Origin of the sequence: Pollutimonas nitritireducens, assembly GCF_002849615.1 — a bacterium.
In the GTDB taxonomy this organism is placed as follows: domain Bacteria; phylum Pseudomonadota; class Gammaproteobacteria; order Burkholderiales; family Burkholderiaceae_B; genus Pollutimonas; species Pollutimonas nitritireducens.
In genome coordinates this window covers 328,398-348,377 of record NZ_PDNV01000002.1, presented here as the reverse complement: position 1 = coordinate 348,377, position 19,980 = coordinate 328,398, and the positions used below count along the sequence as shown (strand labels likewise).

Genomic DNA, 19,980 nt, shown 5'->3' with positions numbered 1-19,980 from the left:
GAGACGCCATGCACTCAAGCCGGGTCAGCTCTTGGTCAGACCTACATTTACCGGTTTCGCGTCCAGCAAGGACGCCAGCGCCGATGGCTCCACACCTATTAGATAGCCTCGCCGGCCTCCGTTTACGTAAATGAGCGGATAGTTGAGAAGCCCGGCCTCTATCCAGACCGGCATTTTTTTACGTGTCGCAAAGGGTGATGTCCCACCCACCAGATAACCGGAGTGTTTCTGTGCCGTGTCAGGAGTGCAGGGGCTTACTTTTTTTGCTGCCGTCTGACGAGCCAGGTTCTTGGTGGAGACTTCACGGTCTCCATGCATGATGACCATTAACGGCTGCGCATCCTCGTCTTCCATGATCAATGTCTTTGCCACCTGGTGCAAATCCAGGTCAAGTTGCTTTGCGGCTTCAGTGGCGCCGCCGTGGTCGATATAGTCGTATGAATGTTCGCTGTACGCCACGCGGTGCTTCTTCAAGAACTGCGTCGCGGGCGTTTCCGAAACATGTTTGTCTTTTGCCATGGGGGAATATCTTTTTTCTGAATGCGCAGAGCCTGTGCAGGGCTGAGGTGCTCAGGCACGGGGGTGGTGTTTGGCGTGCAGGGCTTTGAGCCGTTCGCTTGCAACGTGAGTATATATCTGCGTGGTGGAAATATCGGCATGGCCCAGCAGCATCTGGACGACACGAAGATCGGCACCATGATTCAACAAATGGGTCGCGAACGCATGCCTGACGACATGTGGCGAAAGCGGAGCGTGGATGTCTGCCTGAAGGGCATATTTCTTGACGATCAGCCAGAACGCCTGGCGCGTCATGGCGCCTGACCGGGCGGTCACGAACAAGGCGTCGTCGCGCCGTGCACCCAGCAACTGGGGGCGTGCCTGCTTGATGTACAGGTCGATCCAGTATTGCGCTTCTTGTCCCAATGGAACGAGGCGATCCTTCCCGCCTTTGCCGACGTTTACCCTGAGCACACCTTCTGTCAGGCTCACGTCCAATACGTTAAGGCTGATCAGTTCGCTGGCCCGCAGCCCGGTGGCGTAAAGGGTTTCCAGCATGGCACGGTCGCGCAGACCTAGCGTGGTGCCCGCATCGGGCGACTGCAGCAAGGCGTCGACCTGGTCCTCCGACAGCGTCTTGGGAAATCGGGCGGCTTGCTTGGCGGCATGCAACGTCAGGCATGGATCCTTGGCGACCACGCCGTGGCGCAACGCCCAAAGGTAGTAGCGTCGCAGCGACGCCAATCGCCGGTTTGCGGTCGTTGCCTTGCTGGCAGCGTGGATGGCCGCAAACCAGTCTTGTATGTCGGCCGCGTCCGCCTTATCGAGCTGTTTGCTTTTCTTGGCGTGCAGCCATTTGGCAAAGGCGGTCAGGTCGCGTCGGTAGGCCGACAAGGTATTGGGCGCCAGGCCGTCCTCCAGCCAGATGGCATCGATGAATGTATCGACGGAAGTGAGGGATGACAAAGCCACGATTGTCCCGCGAAAAGAATCCTATTCTATCAGTGGCAAGGCCATGCTTCCGCAGTAAAGCGCCTGTGCTTTACTATTGCCATGTCGGTGGACCGAATTCGATGCGCCGCTGAACATCCTCTCTATCTGCAGAAACCATCGGGGAAAAAAATGAAACTCAAGCGATTTGTCGCGGCAGCGCTGCTTGTCACGTTCGGATGGAGCGCTTCCGCATCAGCCGAAGATCTGCTGGTGTCGGCCGCGTCCAGCCTCACCAATGGCTTTGCGGAGATGGCCGCTCAATTCCAGCAGGCACACCCCGGCACGAAAGTGCTGTTGAGTTTCGCCGGGTCGGATACCTTGATGACGCATATCGTCAATGGCATGCCGTCCGACGTCTTTGCGTCGGCCGATCAAATTGCCATGGACAAGGCAATCGAAGTGAAGGTAGTGGATGCATCGAAAAGCAAAGACTTCATCGGCAACGAGCTTGTACTCATTGTGCCGGGCAGCAAGCGCGGCAATATCAAGTCGTTGGCCGATCTTGGCGCGGCCGACGTTAAACGCATCGCCTTGGGCAACCCCGCCATGGTGCCGGCTGGCCGCTACGCAAAAGTCGCCCTGGAAAAGGCCGGCGCCTGGAACGATGTCAAGCAACGCGAGGTGCTGGGTGAGAACGCGCGCCAGGTGCTCGACTTTGTGGCACGTGGCGAGGTCGATGCCGGGTTGGTCTTCGCGACCGACGCCGCCACCATGCCGGACAGGGTCAAGGTAGTCCAGCCACTGCCTTCGCCCATTCCGCTACGCTATTTCATAGCGCCGGTCGAACGCCAGAATCGGCATCCGCTTGCTGCGGATTTCGTCGCCTTTGTGCTCTCCGACCAAGGCCAGTCCATTCTTGCCAAACATGGTTTTTCCCGGCGTTGATTCGGCTGGCATGAAGAAGTTCCAGCATCCCTGACGTCCAGCCAACAATGACCGCTCAATTCGAAACAGTATCTCTCGATCGTCTCTCGCAGCAGGATTCCGGCTCCGTCCTGGTTCTTACGGTCAATAACCGCCATGCGCGCCGCATACTTGCTGAACTGTCTGCAGGATTGAACGATACGCGTCGGGTGATGGCGATTCCGGATATCGTACCTTTGTCAGGCTGGCTGGCCCGTGCCGCCGATCAGTTGTCGTTTATACCGGACTCCGGGCTCGCCTCGCACACTGTCGATGCATTTGGCGCCCAGTTTCTGTGGCAGCGCGTGATCGCCGACGAGGAATCCGATCATGTGCTTCTGGACGTGGCCCAGGCAGCGCGCTTGGCGGCGCAAGCCGACCATCTGCTGGATGAGTGGCAGATAAGCGTGCCCTCCGAGGTGGAAACGGTGGAGTTCCAGCGCTTTCGTACGTGGCGTGATCGATATCGACAGATGCTCGCCGGGATGGATCTGGAAGATGGAAACCTGGCTTACGAAAGAATTCATGCCGCCGTCCATCACGGCTTGTTGCGCATGCCCTTTTCCACACTGGTGTTGGCGGGGTTCAATGAACTGTCGCCGCGTTTTTCCAGCCTGCTCGATGCCATGCGGGAACAGGGCATACAGGTATTCGCCCTGGACGCCACGGCACCGGTTGCCGCACTGGTCGGGCGTGTAGTGGCCCCGGATCCGGATAGTGAGTGGCGCATGGCAGCGCGCTGGGCCGCGGAAAAGCTGAGCCAGGATCCAGAAGGGCGCTACGCAATCGTGGCGGCCAGGCTCGAGGCTGATGTCGTCCTGGCACATCGCAGCTTGCGCAATGCACTGGGTACGGGCGCCCACGGTGGCCCCTATGCCTACAACATTGCCGTTGCCCGGCCGCTTTCGGATTGGCCATTGGTGCGTGCCGCGCTGGCCTGGCTACGCATAGTGGCCCAGTTCGCGCAGAGAAAGTATTGCGAACCTGTCGACCTGGGCCAGGCCCTGCTGGCCGGGGCCTGCGCGGGCGAGCGGCACGAAGCTTCAGGGCGGGCCACCATGGATGCGCACTGGCGCAAGCAGGCCAAGGTGAAGGTGTCGCCGGACGAGTTTGCCGAACTGCTCGATGGCCATGCTCCCGTACTTGGCGCTGCCTGGAAGGGTTGCGTGACCATCTGGCTGGACCAGACTGCCGCAGCAGATGTTGACACGTGGACACGACGCTTCCGTTCCTGGTTGCAGGCGCTGGGTTTTCCGGGTCAGGGCTCCCTGGACAGCCACGCTTATCAAGTGGTGGAGGCCTTCGACGGCCTGCTGGACCGGTTTGGCCGGCAGGCGCCGGTCGTGGGGATGACCGGACTTTCCGCAGCCGTGACGATGTTGACCCGCCTTGCGCGTGAAACACCATTCCAGCCGCAACGCGATCCTTCCGCGCGGCTCGATGTGCTGGGCTTTCTCGAGTCGGAAGGGGGGCGCTGGGACGGCGTATGGGTGTTGGGACTGACCGACAACGTCTTGCCCGCAGCGCCGAAGCCCAATCCATTCATTCCCCTGGCTGCCTTGCGCAAGGCCAATGCGCCGCGCGCCACGCCGGAGCGGGAATTGCACTGGGCGTCGTCCATGTATGATGCCTTGCTGGCCTGCGCATCCGAGGTGATTCTGAGTCATGCCCAGCACGAGGGTGAGAGCGAGCTTCGCCCTAGCCCCTGTGTCGCCGGACTGCCAGTGATCGAAATGGACTTGCGCACGCCACTGCAAACCCGCAGCGTGCTCGAATGCGTGCTGGACGAAAAAGGGCCGCCGCTGCAAGCGGGACGCGCAACGCGTGGTGGCATCGGAGTCATCGACACGCAGGCACGCAACCCCTTATGGGCGTTCGTGAAGTATCGACTGGGCGCCAGCCAACTTCCTGACTATGCCGATGTCGCCGACCAGAATGCGCGAGGGGTCTTTCTGCATCGGGCTGTCGAACTTGTCTGGCGACTTATCCCGGGTCAGCAGGGGTTGCGCGTCCTTCATGCTGAAGGGCGCCTGGATACGCTTTTGGGGGAAGCCGTGCAGCAGGCGGCGGACGAATGTCTGCAGGATTACGGGCCGGCATTGCACGCATTGGAAACAGAGCGCGCCATGAAGATATTGCGTGAATGGATGGCAGTGGAACTCACGCGCACCGAATTTACGATACGCGACGTCGAGCAAAGCTATCAGTGGTCGCACGGGCCGCTGGAATTGAACTTGCGTCTGGATCGCATCGATCAGTTGCACGATGGGCGTCTAGCCGTCATTGATTACAAGGCGGGCGACAGCAATATCGATCCGCGTTCCGACTGGATGCGGCAGCGCCCCGTGGGTTTGCAACTGCCTTTCTACGCATCGGTACTGGCCGGCGAAGACAATGCGGTCGCTGCGCTTGTCCTGGTGGGCCTGCACGCCAGGGAGATCAAATTGAAGGGACTGGTTGACGGCGACTACGGACTTGAAGGCTTGTCCTCCGTGAACGAGTGGCCCGCTTTTGCCGGCCATAGTTGGGAATCACTGATGGGGGAATGGCGCCGCACCATCGAAAGCCTGGCGCAGGAATACGTGGCAGGCCTTGCACGCAACGAAAGCCTGCGGCCGGACGACATCAAGTACTGCGATGTCCTGCCCTTCCTGCGTCTGAACGAGGAATATCCGCATGCCGACTAAGCAGCCCAGCGACAGCGCGGTCCGTGCCGTGGCCATCGACCCTGCTCGCTCGTTCATCATCCAGGCGCCGGCGGGTTCGGGCAAGACCGAACTGCTGACCGACAGGATTCTCGCCTTGTTGGCGACTGTAAGCCGGCCCGAAGAGATCGTCGCCATCACATTCACCCGCAAAGCGGCATCCGAGATGCATGCCCGCGTACTGGGCAAGCTGGAGTCGGGTTGTGGGCCATGTCCGCCCGAACCGTACAAGCAGCGCAGTTGGGAATTGGCGCAGAAAGCCATGCGCCGCAATGATGAGCTGGGCTGGAACTTGTTGCAGTATCCCGCAAGGCTGAGCATACGTACCATCGATTCATTTTGTACCTATCTCGTGCGCGCCATGCCGTGGCTCAGCTCCCTGGGTGGCCTGCCTGGCATTGTCGACAATGCCAGAGACCATTACGAGGCGGCTGCTCAGGCCACGCTGGCCATGGCGGACGAGAGCGACGCAGTCGCGAAGTTTATTTCGCACCTGGACGTGAACAGGCGCAGCGCCCAGGGGCTGTTGGCCGACATGCTGGCCAGCCGCGACCATTGGCTGCCGTTGCTGGCCTCCGGCAGCGACGTCGACCAATTATTGGAAAATCTGGATAAGACGATTCAGTCGGACCTGGAACGCCTGGCAACGGCGATGCCGCCGGGCTGGGCATCCACACTGGCGCCGCTGGTTGCGCAGGCGGCCGGCGTACTGGCGGGCAAGGGAAGCACGGCTGATCTATGCCTGTTGCAAGACTGGCAAGGCGAACTTTTTGATACCGACGCTTCCTGCCTGATGCAGTGGCAAGCCTTGGCCAGTGTGCTGCTGACCAAGGAAGGAAAGCTGCGGCGCACCGTCAATATAGGCCAGGGATTCGAACCCAAGTCGGCCAGTAAAGAGGAATTTCTGGCGTGGCTTCGGACGGTACCCGAAACGGATCCATGGGTCAGTGCCCTGGCCGACATCTGCCGCGCGCCCTGCGATGGTTACAGCGAAGAACAGCAGGAGATCCTGGGTGTTCTGCTCCAGGTATTGTGGCTTGCCGCGGCGCAGCTCAATGTGCGCTTTACGGAGATGGCCGAAGTCGACTTCACCGAGATCTCGCGACGCGCCCTGGAAGCACTCGGGCAGGTGGACGACCCCAGCGATTTGTTACTGGCGCTGGACACCACCATACGGCATATATTGGTCGACGAATTCCAGGACACCAGCCAGTCGCAGATACAACTGCTCGAGCGGTTGACGTCCGGCTGGATGGCCGGCGACGGACGCACGTTGTTTCTGGTGGGCGATCCGATGCAATCGATTTATCGTTTCCGCAAGGCGGAAGTTGGATTGTTCCTGACGGTGAAGGAGCACGGATTGGGAGAGCTGCGGCTGACGCCTCTCGAACTGAAGGACAATTTCCGTTCCCAGGCGAATTTGGTCGACTGGGTGAACAGGACGTGCCGCCCCATTTTTCCCAAGGAAGATCATCCTGGTCTCGGCGCCATACGCTATACCGATTCCATTGCCTTCAACGACGGCGTCAATGGCCTGGGTGTGGAGTTCCATCCCGTCTGGACTCTCAAGCAGAAGCAGAGCGATACCGCCAATGTCGCCGCGGGCGATGCCGCATCGACCGCCGAATCGATCGCCATCCAGCTGGCCAAGGAAGCGCTTGTCCGGCATCCGGATAGCGAACACCCCGTCGCAATACTGGTGCGGGCCCGCTCGCACCTGGATGCGATTGTGCATCGATTGGCGCAGCAGAACGTCCCATGCCGGGCGGTGGAGCTTGTCTCCTTGAAGTCGCGCCAGGTTGTCATCGATCTTGCCCAGTTGGCACGGGCGTTGTCACATCCGGCAGATCGGCTGGCGTGGTTGTCGGTTTTGCGGTCGCCCTTGTGCGGCCTTGGCTTGAACAGCCTGCATACCCTGTTCGGGTCAGACTTGTTTTCCGCCGTACCCTCATTGCTGGCCCGGTGGCTGGCCCACGACCCTGATCAGGACGCATCGCTGGAGGAGTCCGAAGCGAAGAGGGTGCGCCATGCCACAAGCGTGCTGCTGGACGCTGGCAACGCTTCCGGCACGGTTCCCTTTGCAGCCTGGCTGGAAAGTTGCTGGCAACGACTGGGTGGGCCGGCGGTATACAGCAGCGCCAGCGATGCCGCGGACTCCGAGCAGTTTTTTCGGCTGATCGAAGAACTGGCACCCTATGGCAACCTGGATCCCATTGAGCTCGATGACCGCCTGGAGAAGCTCTATGCGGCCCCGAACAGCACTGGCCGGGCCGTCGAAGTAATGACCATACACAAGTCCAAGGGGCTGGAATTCGACACCGTCATTCTGGCGGGACTGCATCGCCGGCCCAAGGCCGATACGGCTCCCCTGCTGCGTTTCGAATACGGCGGCGGCGAGTTGCTGCTGGGTCCGATCAAGCATAAGGTCTCGGACGAGCACGATCCCGTATCGGTATACCTTGCCGCGCGCGACAGGCAGCGCGGAGCCTTCGAGGCCGACCGTCTCCTGTATGTGGCCGTGACCCGCGCGCGCCAGCAATTGCACCTGATCGGCGTGGTCGAGCTCGATGACGGTATGAGCATCAAGCCACCCGAATCGAGCTCCTTGCTCGGCCGCCTGTGGAGTTACATGGTGCCCCCTTGCGTACCGGATGCTTCCGATCTGGCGGGCGAAGCTGGCGCGTTCGAAGAGTCCCCGCGCCAACGCTTTCTCGTACGCGTGCCCGAGCAGTCCCTTTCCGCCCAAATCGCTCCCTCAATACTGCCGCAACACATGGCGTCCTGGACCTGGCGACCCGATGCCGGCCATGAAAGCGTGATAGGTACGGTGGCGCACGCATGGCTGGAACGCATAGGCAAGGACGGCATCGGCAACTGGTCGGTGGACCGTATCGACGAGTGCTTGCCGGTCTTTCGCAAGCAACTGAGCCGTGCCGGTCTGGCGGCGGCTGCCGTTTCCGATGCGGTGCATGTCTTGCGCGATACGCTGGCTGCCACCTTGACCAGTCCGAAAGGGCAGTGGTTGCTGTGGGCCGCGCGCGCACACCGGGAGTGGTCGTTGCTGGACGTCAGCGGCCGCGTATCGGTGATCGACCTTGCTATCTCGCAGGAGTCGGACTGGCTTGTCGTCGATTTCAAGACGGGCGTGCCTCACGCGGACGAGGCCAGGGAAGCTTTTGCCGACCGCATGCGCGAGCGGTACCGCGAGCAAATCCAGCGTTATTGCTCGCACGTCAGCGCTCTGGATGGCCGACCCGCCCGCGGCGCCCTCTATTTTGCGCGCGCCGATCTCTGGATCGATTATTGAGTTTCCAAACCTGTTAAACTGTCGTCTTGGCGGGCCCCTTCGCATGGTTCGGCGGTGAATCTGGTCAGGTCGGGAACGAAGCAGCCATAGTCGCTTAGAATCAGTGCCGAAGTCAGGCTCGCCATCCTTCTTTTCTACCTATCTCCCCCCAAACACCCCCAAATCAGCGTCTAATCCGGTACACTTTTCGTTTATCGTTGATAGCCTACGGCTTTAGACTTCTTGCATGACTTATCTGGTATTGGCGCGTAAATGGCGGCCACGTTCGTTTGACACCCTAATTGGTCAGGATCATGTGGTCCGAGCGTTGACGCACGCCCTTTCCACCCAGCGGCTGCATCATGCGTGGCTGTTCACGGGCACGCGCGGCGTAGGCAAGACGACACTGTCGCGCATATTGGCCAAGTCGCTCAATTGCGAGACCGGCATTACCGCCACGCCTTGCGGAACCTGCCGGGCGTGCACGGAAATCGATACGGGCCGGTTTGTCGACTACGTCGAGCTCGACGCGGCGTCCAATCGTGGCGTCGAAGAAATGACGCAGTTGCTCGAGCAGGCGGTATATGCGCCGGGAAGCGGACGCTTCAAGGTCTACATGATCGACGAGGTCCATATGTTGACGGGGCATGCGTTCAATGCCATGCTCAAGACACTTGAAGAACCACCGCCCCATGTCAAATTCATACTCGCCACGACCGATCCCCAGAAGATTCCGGTCACGGTGTTGTCGCGCTGTCTGCAGTTCAACCTGAAGCAGATGACGGCAGAGGCCATGGTTGCCCACCTCCAGGACGTCCTCGCCCAGGAAGGCATGCAGTTCGAAACCCCGGCCCTCAGACTGCTTGCGCAGGCGGCATCCGGATCCATGCGCGATGCGCTGTCGCTGACCGATCAGGCCATCGCCTACAGCGCCGGAAACCTCACCACGGATGCCGTGCAAGGCATGCTGGGTACCATCGATCACCGTCACCTGGTTGGCTTGTTGCAGGCGCTGGCCGACGGCAACGCGGGCCAGGTGCTGGCCGTTGCCGACGAACTCGCGTCGCGCGGCCTGTCGTATGCGGGCGCGCTGGCCGATCTCGCCATACTGTTGTCGCGTATCGCCATACAGCAGCGCATACCGGGCACCATTCCGGCCGATGATCCGCAGGCCGACGATATCGCCGCGCTGGCCGACCGCTTGCATTCGGATGTAGTCCAGTTGTTTTATTCGGTGGCCGTGCACAGCCGCCAGGAGCTGTCCCTCGCGCCCGACGAGTATGCCGGTTTTGTCATGGCATGCCTACGCATGCTTGCCCTGGTGCCGGCCGGGACATTGCCGCCTGCCGGCCCTCCATCGTCGCAATCCAGAGCCTCATCGCCGAAGCCCGAAGCTCCCAAGTCTTCAGTGGCGCCTGCCGCCCCGGTATCCGCGGCTGCCACTGCGCCGAACATTGTCGCTGCGCCAATCGCTCCTGGCAATGCCGCCTCGGGGACCAGCGTCAGGGTGTCCGCTACCCCGCGTGCCAAAGCATCGCCATCGACTGAAATCACATCTGGCGACACACCCGCGTGGGAAGACCTGCCCATGCAGGCTGAGCCGCCACATATCACGGATCCACAGGTCGCGAATCCGCAGGTCGCGGCTCCACAAATCGGGGCGCCAGTCGTCTCGTCCGGTATTTCCAGGGATGGGCAGGCGCACCAAGGCCGTCAGAACGCCGATTCCGCTTTTGAAACACTCCAGTCCGATGAATTCGAAACACTGCAGCCGTCCGGCTTCGACGCCGTTGACGAAGGGCAGTTCGAACATATCGAAATGGGTGACCCGAGCTTCGAATCACTCGAAGAACCCCTGGAACAAGTCGCCGATCTTCCGGCACCCGTGTTTACGGCCGAACGCAAGAAATCAAAGTCACCACGACTGCGCACTATGAATGGGCAGGCCTGGCCGGCGCTGGCGGCCTCATTGCCGGTCACCGGTCTGGCGGCGGAACTGGCTCGCCAAAGCGAGTGGGTCGGGGTCCAAGGCGAACAAATCAATCTACGGGTCGCCATTCGGACGCTGGCAGAAAGCCCAGGGAAGGCGCGTCTTTGCACTGTCCTGTCCGAACATTTCGGCACGGTCGTCCAGTTGAATGTCGATTATGGCGCCACCGGCGACGAGACCGCACATGCCGTGGCCCAGGCACAGAAGGCGCTACGTCAGCAGGAAGCCGAGCAGGCCGTGGCGTCCGACCCTTTTGTGCAGACGCTTGTCAGCGAATTTGGCGCAAGGGTGGTGCCGGGTTCCATCAGCGCGACACCCCTTGAGCGGGCTGCCTAGGCGCTGTTTATACTTATATTCTTATTTCAGGAAAGCTTGCCATGATGAAAGGTCAGATTGCCGGTTTGATGCGCCAGGCGCAGCAAATGCAGGAAAACATGAAGAAAGCCCAGGACGCGCTGGCAGATATCGTTGTCGAGGGTGGTTCTGGCGGAGGGCTGGTCAAGGTTTCCATGACCTGCCGTCACGACGTCAAGCGTGTCACGATCGATCCCAGCCTGCTGGCTGACGACAAGGAAATGCTCGAAGACCTGGTGGCCGCGGCGTTCAACGACGCACTGCGCAAGGCGGAAGCGACCTCGCAGGAAAAAATGTCTGCTGTAACGGCCGGCATGCCTTTGCCCCCAGGAATGAAACTGCCCTTCTGATGGACGAGCTGCTTCCCGAGCCGGAGCCGCTCAAAACGCTTATCGATGCACTGCGCCGCTTACCCGGCGTCGGTGTGCGCTCGGCTCGCCGCATGGCCTATCATCTGCTCCAGCACGATTTGTCGGGAGCCGATCAGCTTAGCCGCGCGTTGGCCAATGCGGTCCAGGGCTTGCGGCATTGCGCCCGTTGCAATGGTTTTTCCGAAGAGGAAATCTGCGCGACCTGTGCGAATCCCAAGCGCGACCCGTCAGTGCTATGCGTAGTAGAGACTCCGGCCGACCAGAATATGATCGAATCCAGCCATGGATATCGCGGCTTGTATTACGTTCTCATGGGTCGCCTTGCACCTCTCGAGGGCATCGGACCCAACGAATTGCAGTTCGACCGGGTTATCGGGCGTGCCACCGACGGCCAGGTGCAGGAAGTCATTCTTGCCACCAACTTCACGGCTGAAGGCGAGACCACCGCACACTACTTGTCGGAATTGCTTCAGTCCCAGGGACTGAAGGTGACCCGACTTGCGCGCGGGGTGCCGGCAGGCAGCGAACTTGAATACGTTGACGCTGGAACGATTGCCTGGGCGCTCATGGAAAGGCGCAGTACATAGTCCGCGTCGCGGGTGCGCACCGTGCAATCCCCCATTAGCGATATCCCAATTCTCAAGTAAGATGAAAAAAACCAACATACCAAGGAGACTCTGAATGTCCATCTCTCGTCGTGATCTGCTTAAACTGGCTGGCGTTGCAGGCGCTGTAACGGTTGCCCCGGGTATCGTGCGTGCCCAAGAGGCCGAAAAGAAAGACGTGTCCATTGCCGTGGGCGGCCAGGCCCTTATTTACTATCTCCCTTTGTCCATTGCCAATATCAATGGCTATTTCAAAGACGAAGGGTTGAATGCACAGATCATCGACTTCGCCGGCGGCTCCAAGGCGTTGCAGGCCGTGGTTGGCGGGAGCGCCGATGTTGTGTCGGGCGCTTTCGAGCACACCATCTCGCTGCAATCCAAAGGCCAGGCCTACCGGGCGTTCGCGCAACAGGGGCATGCTCCCATGATCGTGCTGGTGGTCTCCAACAAGACCATGGCCGACTACAAAACGCCGGCCGATCTGAAAGGCAAGAAAATCGGCGTCACGGCACCGGGTTCCTCCACCAACATGATGGCCAGTTTCTTCCTGGCGCAGCATGGCCTGAAGCCTTCCGATGTCTCGTTCATCGGTGTGGGCGCCGGCGCAGGTGCCATCACCGCCATGCGCACCGGCCAGATCGACGCCATGGCCAACCTGGATCCAGTCATCAGCACCTTGATCAAGGAAGATGCCGTCAAGATCATCGCCGACACCCGCACGCTGAAAGACACCAAGCAGATTTTCGGCGGGAATATGCCCTCGGGTTGCCTGTATACCTCGCAGGAATTCATCGACAAAAATCCCAATACCACCCAGGCGCTTGCCAACGCCATCGTTCGCGCCGACAAATGGATACAAGCTGCCAGCCCGGACGAAATTGCCAAGGTGGTCCCCACAGGATACCTGCTGGGTGACCCCGAGCTCTACAAGCTCGCGCTCCAAGGCAATAAGGAAGCCCTGTCGCCCGATGGAATGGTGCCCGAAGATGGACCACAGACGGCACTGAACGCGCTGGCCGCTTTTGTCGCCAATTTCCCGACCGACAAGATCGATATTTCCAAAATCTGGACCAACGATTTCGTCATCAAAGCCAATAAGAAGTATCCGAATGCCTGATGCTGCACTACTGCTGGAAAATATCACTTGCACATTCGCCTCGCATGATGGCGATGCCGCGGGCTATACCGCGGTAAAAGAGGCCTCCATCTCCATCGCTCCCGGCGAGTTCGTCTCGGTGGTGGGGCCCACTGGCTGCGGCAAGTCCACCCTGCTCAACGTGGGGGCAGGCCTGATGGCTCCCTCGTCGGGTAAGGTCAAGGTCTTTGGCAAGACGCTGGACGGCGTAAACCATCGCGCGGGCTATATGTTCCAGGGTGAAGCCCTCATGCCCTGGCGCAGCGCCTTGTCCAACGTTACGGCCGGGCTCGAATTTGCCGGCGTGCCCGCCGCGCAGGCGCAAGAGCAGGGCCGTGAATGGATGAAACGGGTGGGACTGGGCGGATCTGAAAACCGGTATCCGCACCAGATGTCCGGAGGCATGCGCAAGCGCACGATGCTCGCGCAGACGCTTATCCGCGACCCCGATATCATCCTTATGGACGAACCGTTCTCGGCGCTCGACATCCAAACGCGTCAGCTCATGGAAAACGAAGTGCTCGATCTCTGGATGGCCAAGCGCAAGGCAGTATTGTTCATCACTCACGACCTTGACGAAGCCATTGCCATGAGCGACAGGGTCGTGGTGTTGTCCGCTGGTCCGGCTACGCACCCCATAGGCGAATTCGCCATTGATATTCCCCGGCCCCGTGATGTGGCCGAGGTGCGCAGCAATCCGCGTTTCGTCGAGTTGCACAAGGCTATCTGGGATGTCTTGCGTGAAGAAGTATTAAAGGGCTATGCCCAACAAAAACGGGCCTGAGATGTCGAAGTCAAAGAAAAATTCCACCCCATATTCCATCCGGTTCTGGCAGATTTTGCTGCTGGTCATTATCCTGACGGCATGGCATATTGCCTCGCGCGACAGGAACTTTGCCTTTTTCTTCGGCCAGCCTGTCGAAATTGCCAAGGTTATCTGGGCATGGTTCGTGGTGAATGGCGACATCTACCGGCATTTGGGCGTGACGCTCACCGAAACCGTGCTGGCCTTTTTCATCGGCACCATTGCCGGCCTGGCATTTGGACTCTGGCTGGGCCTGTCGCGTCGGGCGAGCGTATTGCTCGATCCCTACATCACGGCGGCCAACTCCATGCCGCGCGTCATTCTCGCCCCTATTTTTGGTATGTGGTTCGGGCTGGGTATCTGGTCCAAAGTCGCGCTGGCCGTCACACTGGTATTTTTCATCGTTTTTTTCAACGTGTACCAGGGGGTGCGCGAAGTCAGCGCAACCTTGCTGGACAATGCCCGCATGCTGGGCGCCAATCGCAAACAGCTCTTGCGTCACGTATATATTCCGTCAGCGACCAGTTGGGTTTTTTCCAGCCTGCACACATCAGTGGGGCTCGCTTTTGTCGGGGCTGTGGTGGGTGAATACCTGGGGTCGGCCAGCGGAGTAGGCTATCTGATCCTGCAGGCCGAAGGCACCCTCGATGTGAACACGGTATTTGCCGGTATCGTGGTGCTGACCGTATTTGCCTTGATCCTCGATGGGCTGGTAACTTTGTTCGAGGACCGGATCCTGGCCTGGAAACCGGCGGCGGGCGAAACCGAAAAGCTCTGATCCACCGCCGCCTGCGCTACGACGCTTACCGCGCCGCGGCGATGATCTCGTCCAGTTTCACGGCGTCGGCGGCAAATGCACGTATGCCTTCAGCCAGCTTCTCGGTGGCCATGGCATCCTGATTCATCTCGGTGCGAAAGGCGACTTCATTGCTGGTCATCCGTTCCGGAGCCTGCTTCCTGGATACCTGCGGATCAAGCTGCCGTTCCAACGGCTCGGTGCTTGCTGCCAGTTCGGCCAGCAGCTCGGGGCTGATGGTCAGCAGGTCGCAGCCCGCAAGGGCCCGAATTTGCCCGATATTGCGAAAGCTGGCACCCATGATTTCCGTATGAATGTCGTAGGCCTTGTAGTAATCGTAGATACGCCGGACCGACTTGACGCCGGGATCCGCAGGCCCAGAATTGGCTTTTTCATCCCAATTGCTGCCAGCATTTTTCTTGTGCCAGTCGTAGATGCGACCTACAAACGGGGAAATGAGCTGAACCTTGGCCTGAGCGCACGCGACAGCCTGCGGAAGACAAAACAGCAGGGTCATGTTGCAGCGTATGCCTTCGGCCTGCAAGGCCTTGGCAGCCTGAATACCTTCCCACGTGGACGCCAGCTTCACCAGGACGCGATCGCGCTCGATTCCTGTGCGCTGATAAAAATCTATGATTTGATGCGCACGTTTGATGCTGGCCTGTGTGTCGAACGACAGGCGTGCGTCGACTTCTGTCGAGACGCGACCTGGGACGATGGACAGAATTTCGCGGCCGAATGCAACCAACAGGTGATCCACGAGTTCGCTGCCGGAAGCCTGCCCGTTGTCCGCGATAACCTTATCCAACAAATAACGATTTTCTTCTTTTTGTATGGCTTTCAGGATCAGCGATGGATTGGTCGTTGCGTCGGTAGGGCGATGCAGGCGCATGGCTTCGAAATCGCCGGTGTCGGCGACCACCGTGGTGAACTGTCGCAAGGTTTCAAGTTGATTGGGCATAGTGGGCACACCGATTAGACTAGTACAGGAAGGTAGCTGTAACTGTAGACCATTTTCCTGGCCGGCACAGGACTGAACGCCCGTCGTGGCACTGCGGATTCTGGCAGTGGCTGTCTCAAGGTATAATCAGAAGGTTTACTTATTGACTTTACAACCGGGGTTTACAGTGCTGCCGTCACTCTTTCCTGAGGGGGCCAACAGGTCCCCATCTGCAATTCTTGCCTTGGCAGACGGTACTATCTTCAAGGGTGTCTCTATCGGCGCCGATGGATATTGCGTCGCCGAGATCGTTTTCAATACGTCCATGACGGGCTACCAAGAGATCCTGACCGATCCCAGCTACAACGGGCAGATCGTTACCTTGACCTATCCGCACATAGGTAATACGGGCATCAATATCGAAGACTCCGAGTCGGGTCGTATCCATGCAGCCGGCCTCGTGGTGCGCGATTGTTCCTTGCGTGTGTCAAATTTTCGCTCTACACAATCCTTGCCCGACTACCTCAAGTCCCAGGGCGTGGTGGCGATTTCGGGTGTCGACACCCGCAAGCTTACCCGCATCCTTCGTGAGGGCGGTGCCCAGGGCGCCTGCATCCTAGTGGGCAACGACGCCGATCGCGCGATCGAACTCGCGCGCAACTTTCCCGGCATGTCCGGTCAGGACCTGGCCAAGATTGTTTCGACCAAGGTCACTAAAAACTGGGCGGAAGGTACATGGCAACTGGGCAAGGGCTTCTCGCATCCCGAGAACCCGATCTATCACGTGGTCGCCTACGATTACGGCATCAAGACCAACATCTTGCGTCTGCTCGCTGATCGGGGCTGCCGTGTAACGCTGGTGCCGGCCCAGACACCGGTCGAAGAGGTCCTGGCGCTCAAGCCCGACGGCATCTTCCTGTCGAATGGCCCCGGCGATCCGGAACCCTGCCTGTACGCCATCGATGCCTGCAAGGCCGCACTCCGGAAAAAAATTCCGCTGTTCGGCATTTGCCTGGGACAGCAGATTCTCGGTCTGGGGCTGGGTGCCAAAACCATCAAGATGAAAACCGGCCACCATGGCGCAAACCACCCCGTCCAGGACCTGGATACGGGCAGGGTTTTCATTACCAGTCAGAATCATGGTTTCAATGTCGATGTCGATACCTTGCCCGCCAATGCGCGAGTCACCCATCTGTCGCTGTTCGATGGAACAGTACAAGGGTTTGAACTGACCGACAGTCCTGCATTCTGCTTCCAGGGGCATCCCGAAGCCAGCCCCGGGCCACACGATATCGTGGTGCTTTTCGACAAATTCATCGGCCTGATGGCCGGGAAAAAATAATACAGAACTATGCCAAAGCGTTTAGACCTAAAAAGTATTCTTATCATTGGGGCCGGTCCGATCATCATCGGCCAGGCGTGCGAGTTCGACTATTCCGGCGCACAGGCCTGCAAGGCGCTTAAAGCCGAGGGCTACCGAACCATACTGGTCAATAGCAATCCGGCCACCATCATGACCGACCCTGAAACGGCCGATGTCACCTACATCGAGCCCATCACCTGGGAGGCGGTGGAAAAAATCATAGAACGTGAAAGGCCCGACGCCTTGCTGCCCACCATGGGCGGCCAGACGGCCTTGAACTGCGCGCTTGATCTCGTGCACAACGGCGTACTCGAGAAATATGGTGTCGAACTCATTGGCGCCAACGAGCACGCCATTGAAAAAGCCGAAGACCGCCAGAAGTTCAAGCAGGCCATGAACAAGATTGGGCTGGAATCAGCCAAGTCGGGCGTGGCGCATTCGCTGGATGAAGCCTGGGAAGTGCAGCGTCGCATTGCCAAGGAAGCCAACGTATCGGGTTTCCCGGTGGTGATACGTCCCAGCTTTACCATGGGCGGTTCGGGCGGCGGCATTGCCTACAACAGCGAAGAGTTCGAAAGCATTTGCCGACGCGGGCTGGAAGCATCGCCCACCAAAGAACTGCTCATCGAAGAATCCTTGTTGGGATGGAAAGAATACGAAATGGAAGTCGTGCGCGACAGCGCCGATAACTGCATCATTATTTGCTCCATTGAAAATCTCGACCCCATGGGCGTGCACACCGGTGACTCCATCACCGTGGCGCCGGCCCAGACCCTTACCGACAAGGAATACCAGATCATGCGTAATGCATCGATCGCGGTATTGCGCGAAATCGGTGTCGACACCGGCGGTTCCAATGTACAGTTTGCGGTCAATCCCGATACCGGCCGCATGATCGTCATCGAGATGAATCCGCGTGTTTCGCGCTCGTCGGCCCTGGCTTCGAAGGCAACGGGCTTTCCCATTGCCAAGATCGCTGCGCGCCTGGCAGTCGGTTACACGCTGGACGAACTGAAAAACGAAATCACGGGCGGCGCAACGCCGGCCTCGTTCGAGCCCTCCATCGACTACGTGGTCACCAAGGTTCCGCGTTTTGCATTCGAGAAATTCCCTGCTGCCGATTCGCGCCTGACGACGCAGATGAAATCCGTAGGCGAGGTCATGGCCATAGGCCGTACTTTCCAGGAATCCTTCCAGAAAGCCCTGCGCGGGCTGGAAGTGGGCGTCGACGGCCTCAATCAGAAAACGACCGATCGCGAAAAGATCCAGGTCGAGCTCGGCGAGCCGGGCCCTGAGCGCATTTGGTATGTGGGCGACGCCTTTGCTCAGGGTTTCACGCTGGAAGAAGTGCACAGTCTTACACGCATCGATCCCTGGTTTCTGGCACAGATCAAGGAAATCGTCGATATCGAACTTGCGCTCGAGCAAAAGACGCCTGCCGACCTCGACCATGACACGGTGCGCGAACTCAAGCGCCGCGGCTTTTCCGACCGCCGTCTGGCGTTCCTGCTGGACACCTCCGAGACTGAAGTCCGAAAATTGCGGCATCAGTTGGGCGTGCGCCCTGTCTATAAACGTGTGGACACCTGTGCCGGCGAGTTTGCCACGCGCACGGCGTATATGTATTCCACTTACGAAGACGAGTGCGAATCGGCGCCCACCGATCGCAAGAAGATCATCGTGCTGGGGGGTGGCCCCAATCGTATCGGCCAGGGCATCGAATTCGACTACTGCTGCGTGCATGCCTCGCTGGCCCTGCGCGAAGATGGCTATGAAACCATCATGGTCAACTGCAACCCGGAAACAGTTTCCACCGATTACGACACATCCGACCGCCTTTATTTCGAACCCGTCACACTGGAAGATGTGCTCGAAATCGTGCACAACGAGAAACCGGTGGGTGTGATTGTCCAATACGGCGGCCAGACTCCTTTGAAGCTGGCGCGTGCCCTTGAAGCCAATGGCGTGCCCATCATCGGCACCAGCCCCGAGTCCATCGACGTGGCGGAAGATCGTGAACGCTTTCAAAAGCTCCTTACCAAGCTGGGCTTGCGTCAACCTCCGAACCGCACGGCCCGGACCGAGGGCGAAGCGCTGGCACATGCCGCCGAGATCGGCTACCCGCTGGTGGTGCGTCCCAGCTACGTATTGGGGGGGCGCGCCATGGAGATCGTGCACGAACAGCAGGATCTCGAGCGCTATATGCGCGAGGCGGTCAAGGTCAGTAACGACTCGCCGGTTTTGCTGGATCACTTCCTGAATAACGCGACCGAAGTCGATGTGGACTGCATCGCCGATGGCGAAACAGTGTTCATCGGCGGCGTCATGGAACACATCGAACAGGCCGGCGTCCATTCGGGCGATTCGGCCTGCAGCCTTCCGCCGTACTCCCTGTCCGAGGAAGCCATCAGCGAAATCAAGCGCCAGACATCGCTCATGGCGCGGGCACTGAATGTGAAAGGCCTGATGAACGTGCAGTTTGCCATCCAGGACGGTGACGTCTATGTGTTGGAAGTGAATCCTCGCGCGTCACGGACCGTCCCTTATGTATCCAAGGCCACCGGTTTGCAGTTGGCCAAGATCGCCGCAAGGGCTATGGCTGGAAAGACCTTGGCCGAGCAAGGAATACGGAAGGAAATCGTACCGAACTATTATTCGGTAAAAGAAGCCGTGTTCCCATTCGTGAAGTTCCCCGGGGTGGACACCATTCTGGGTCCGGAAATGAAGTCCACCGGTGAAGTCATGGGCGTGGGCGAAAGCTTCGGCGAAGCTTTCGTCAAGTCGCAGTTGGCGGCCAGCGTACTGCTTCCCGAGACCGGCACCGCTTTCATCAGCGTGCGCGAGCAGGACAAACCGCTGGCGGTCGAAGTCGCCCGCGGCCTTATCACCCTGGGGTTCACGATCGTCGCCACGCGCGGTACGGCGGCGGCCATCCAGGAAGCCGGTCTGGACGTTGAGGTCGTCAACAAGGTTACTGAGGGTCGTCCCCACATCGTCGACATGATCAAGAATGGCGAGATCGCTCTGGTCATCAACACGGTCGAGGAACGGCGCAACGCCATTGCCGATTCGCGCATGATACGAATCAACTCCTTGGCCGCGCGAGTGACTTTCTTCACGACGATAGCCGGAGCCTGCGCCGCCGTCGAGGGGCTGCAGTATTTGCGTCAAGGTGGAGGACTGAAGGTTTATTCGCTGCAAGACCTGCACGCAAGCCTGCCCAAGCAGTGACGAAC

At 59.4% G+C, this 19,980-nt stretch carries 14 protein-coding genes and 1 other RNA gene; 12 read left to right on the top strand and 3 right to left on the bottom strand.

Annotation, left to right across the window (positions count from 1 at the left end; all coding sequences use genetic code 11):
- Window positions 1-24: 24 nt before the first annotated feature.
- Both ybaK and xerD read right to left on the bottom strand, forming a co-directional pair.
- A complete protein-coding gene (gene ybaK, locus CR155_RS04030; RefSeq protein WP_102068703.1) occupies window positions 25-519 on the bottom strand; it encodes a Cys-tRNA(Pro) deacylase in 495 nt (164 codons plus the stop codon).
- A 51-nt stretch (window positions 520-570) separates the two neighbouring features.
- Window positions 571-1,470 carry a site-specific tyrosine recombinase XerD gene (xerD, locus tag CR155_RS04025; RefSeq protein ID WP_102068702.1) on the bottom strand — a complete coding sequence of 300 codons (900 nt, stop codon included), beginning with the start codon at window positions 1,468-1,470 and terminating at the stop codon, window positions 571-573.
- 150 nt (window positions 1,471-1,620) lie between these two features.
- On the opposite strand from xerD, the gene modA reads away from it, so the two are divergent.
- The 10 genes from modA (at window position 1,621) to CR155_RS03975 (ending at window position 14,423) form a co-directional block, all read left to right on the top strand.
- The gene (gene modA / locus CR155_RS04020; RefSeq protein WP_102068701.1) at window positions 1,621-2,376 is read left to right on the top strand and encodes a molybdate ABC transporter substrate-binding protein; all 756 of its coding nucleotides are present in this window, start codon (window positions 1,621-1,623) and stop codon (window positions 2,374-2,376) included.
- A 47-nt stretch (window positions 2,377-2,423) separates the two neighbouring features.
- A complete protein-coding gene (locus CR155_RS04015) occupies window positions 2,424-5,081 on the top strand; it encodes a PD-(D/E)XK nuclease family protein (RefSeq protein ID WP_102068700.1) in 2,658 nt (885 codons plus the stop codon).
- Window positions 5,071-8,406: a UvrD-helicase domain-containing protein gene (locus CR155_RS04010; RefSeq protein WP_102068699.1), complete on the top strand. Its 3,336-nt coding sequence runs from the start codon at window positions 5,071-5,073 to the stop codon at window positions 8,404-8,406. The genes CR155_RS04015 and CR155_RS04010 overlap by 11 nt, the downstream gene beginning before the upstream one ends.
- Before the next feature lie 28 nt (window positions 8,407-8,434).
- An RNA gene (ffs, locus tag CR155_RS04005) (signal recognition particle sRNA small type) lies at window positions 8,435-8,532 on the top strand.
- Between the two features lie 100 nt (window positions 8,533-8,632).
- Entirely contained in the window at window positions 8,633-10,711 is a 2,079-nt protein-coding gene (locus tag CR155_RS04000; RefSeq protein WP_102068698.1) for a DNA polymerase III subunit gamma/tau, read from the top strand.
- Between the two features lie 41 nt (window positions 10,712-10,752).
- Entirely contained in the window at window positions 10,753-11,079 is a 327-nt protein-coding gene (locus CR155_RS03995) for a YbaB/EbfC family nucleoid-associated protein (RefSeq protein WP_102068697.1), read from the top strand.
- Window positions 11,079-11,687: a recombination mediator RecR gene (gene recR / locus CR155_RS03990; protein WP_102068696.1), complete on the top strand. Its 609-nt coding sequence runs from the start codon at window positions 11,079-11,081 to the stop codon at window positions 11,685-11,687. Before CR155_RS03995 ends, recR begins: the two co-directional genes overlap by 1 nt.
- Before the next feature lie 94 nt (window positions 11,688-11,781).
- Entirely contained in the window at window positions 11,782-12,822 is a 1,041-nt protein-coding gene (locus tag CR155_RS03985; RefSeq protein WP_102068695.1) for an ABC transporter substrate-binding protein, read from the top strand.
- Window positions 12,815-13,624, top strand: coding sequence for an ABC transporter ATP-binding protein (locus tag CR155_RS03980; protein WP_102068694.1), 810 nt, complete (start codon window positions 12,815-12,817; stop codon window positions 13,622-13,624). The genes CR155_RS03985 and CR155_RS03980 overlap by 8 nt, the downstream gene beginning before the upstream one ends.
- Before the next feature lies 1 nt (window position 13,625).
- Window positions 13,626-14,423 carry an ABC transporter permease gene (locus CR155_RS03975; protein WP_102068693.1) on the top strand — a complete coding sequence of 266 codons (798 nt, stop codon included), beginning with the start codon at window positions 13,626-13,628 and terminating at the stop codon, window positions 14,421-14,423.
- A 25-nt stretch (window positions 14,424-14,448) separates the two neighbouring features.
- Here CR155_RS03975 and tal read toward each other — a convergent pair whose 3' ends face one another.
- Complete coding sequence (tal, locus tag CR155_RS03970; RefSeq protein ID WP_102068692.1) at window positions 14,449-15,402, bottom strand: transaldolase; 954 nt, start codon at window positions 15,400-15,402, stop codon at window positions 14,449-14,451.
- Window positions 15,403-15,568: 166 nt separating this feature from the next.
- Between tal and carA the strand changes: the two genes are divergently transcribed.
- Both carA and carB read left to right on the top strand, forming a co-directional pair.
- Window positions 15,569-16,723, top strand: a complete 1,155-nt coding sequence (gene carA, locus CR155_RS03965; RefSeq protein WP_199171673.1) for a glutamine-hydrolyzing carbamoyl-phosphate synthase small subunit — start codon at window positions 15,569-15,571, stop codon at window positions 16,721-16,723.
- A gap of 9 nt (window positions 16,724-16,732) precedes the next feature.
- Window positions 16,733-19,975: a carbamoyl-phosphate synthase large subunit gene (gene carB / locus CR155_RS03960; RefSeq protein WP_102068690.1), complete on the top strand. Its 3,243-nt coding sequence runs from the start codon at window positions 16,733-16,735 to the stop codon at window positions 19,973-19,975.
- Window positions 19,976-19,980: the final 5 nt, after the last annotated feature.

Excerpts from the sequence above, each read along its gene's own strand:
- ybaK (WP_102068703.1), bottom strand. The coding sequence starts at position 519 with ATGGCAAAAGACAAACATGTTTCGGAAACGCCCGCGACGCAGTTCTTG.
- CR155_RS03975 (WP_102068693.1), top strand. The coding sequence starts at position 13,626 with ATGTCGAAGTCAAAGAAAAATTCCACCCCATATTCCATCCGGTTCTGG.
- CR155_RS03995 (WP_102068697.1), top strand. The coding sequence starts at position 10,753 with ATGATGAAAGGTCAGATTGCCGGTTTGATGCGCCAGGCGCAGCAAATG.
- CR155_RS04015 (WP_102068700.1), top strand. The coding sequence starts at position 2,424 with ATGACCGCTCAATTCGAAACAGTATCTCTCGATCGTCTCTCGCAGCAG.
- carB (WP_102068690.1), top strand. The coding sequence starts at position 16,733 with ATGCCAAAGCGTTTAGACCTAAAAAGTATTCTTATCATTGGGGCCGGT.
- CR155_RS04000 (WP_102068698.1), top strand. The coding sequence starts at position 8,633 with ATGACTTATCTGGTATTGGCGCGTAAATGGCGGCCACGTTCGTTTGAC.
- CR155_RS03980 (WP_102068694.1), top strand. The coding sequence starts at position 12,815 with ATGCCTGATGCTGCACTACTGCTGGAAAATATCACTTGCACATTCGCC.
- CR155_RS04010 (WP_102068699.1), top strand. The coding sequence starts at position 5,071 with ATGCCGACTAAGCAGCCCAGCGACAGCGCGGTCCGTGCCGTGGCCATC.
- recR (WP_102068696.1), top strand. The coding sequence starts at position 11,079 with ATGGACGAGCTGCTTCCCGAGCCGGAGCCGCTCAAAACGCTTATCGAT.
- modA (WP_102068701.1), top strand. The coding sequence starts at position 1,621 with ATGAAACTCAAGCGATTTGTCGCGGCAGCGCTGCTTGTCACGTTCGGA.
- CR155_RS03985 (WP_102068695.1), top strand. The coding sequence starts at position 11,782 with ATGTCCATCTCTCGTCGTGATCTGCTTAAACTGGCTGGCGTTGCAGGC.
- tal (WP_102068692.1), bottom strand. The coding sequence starts at position 15,402 with ATGCCCAATCAACTTGAAACCTTGCGACAGTTCACCACGGTGGTCGCC.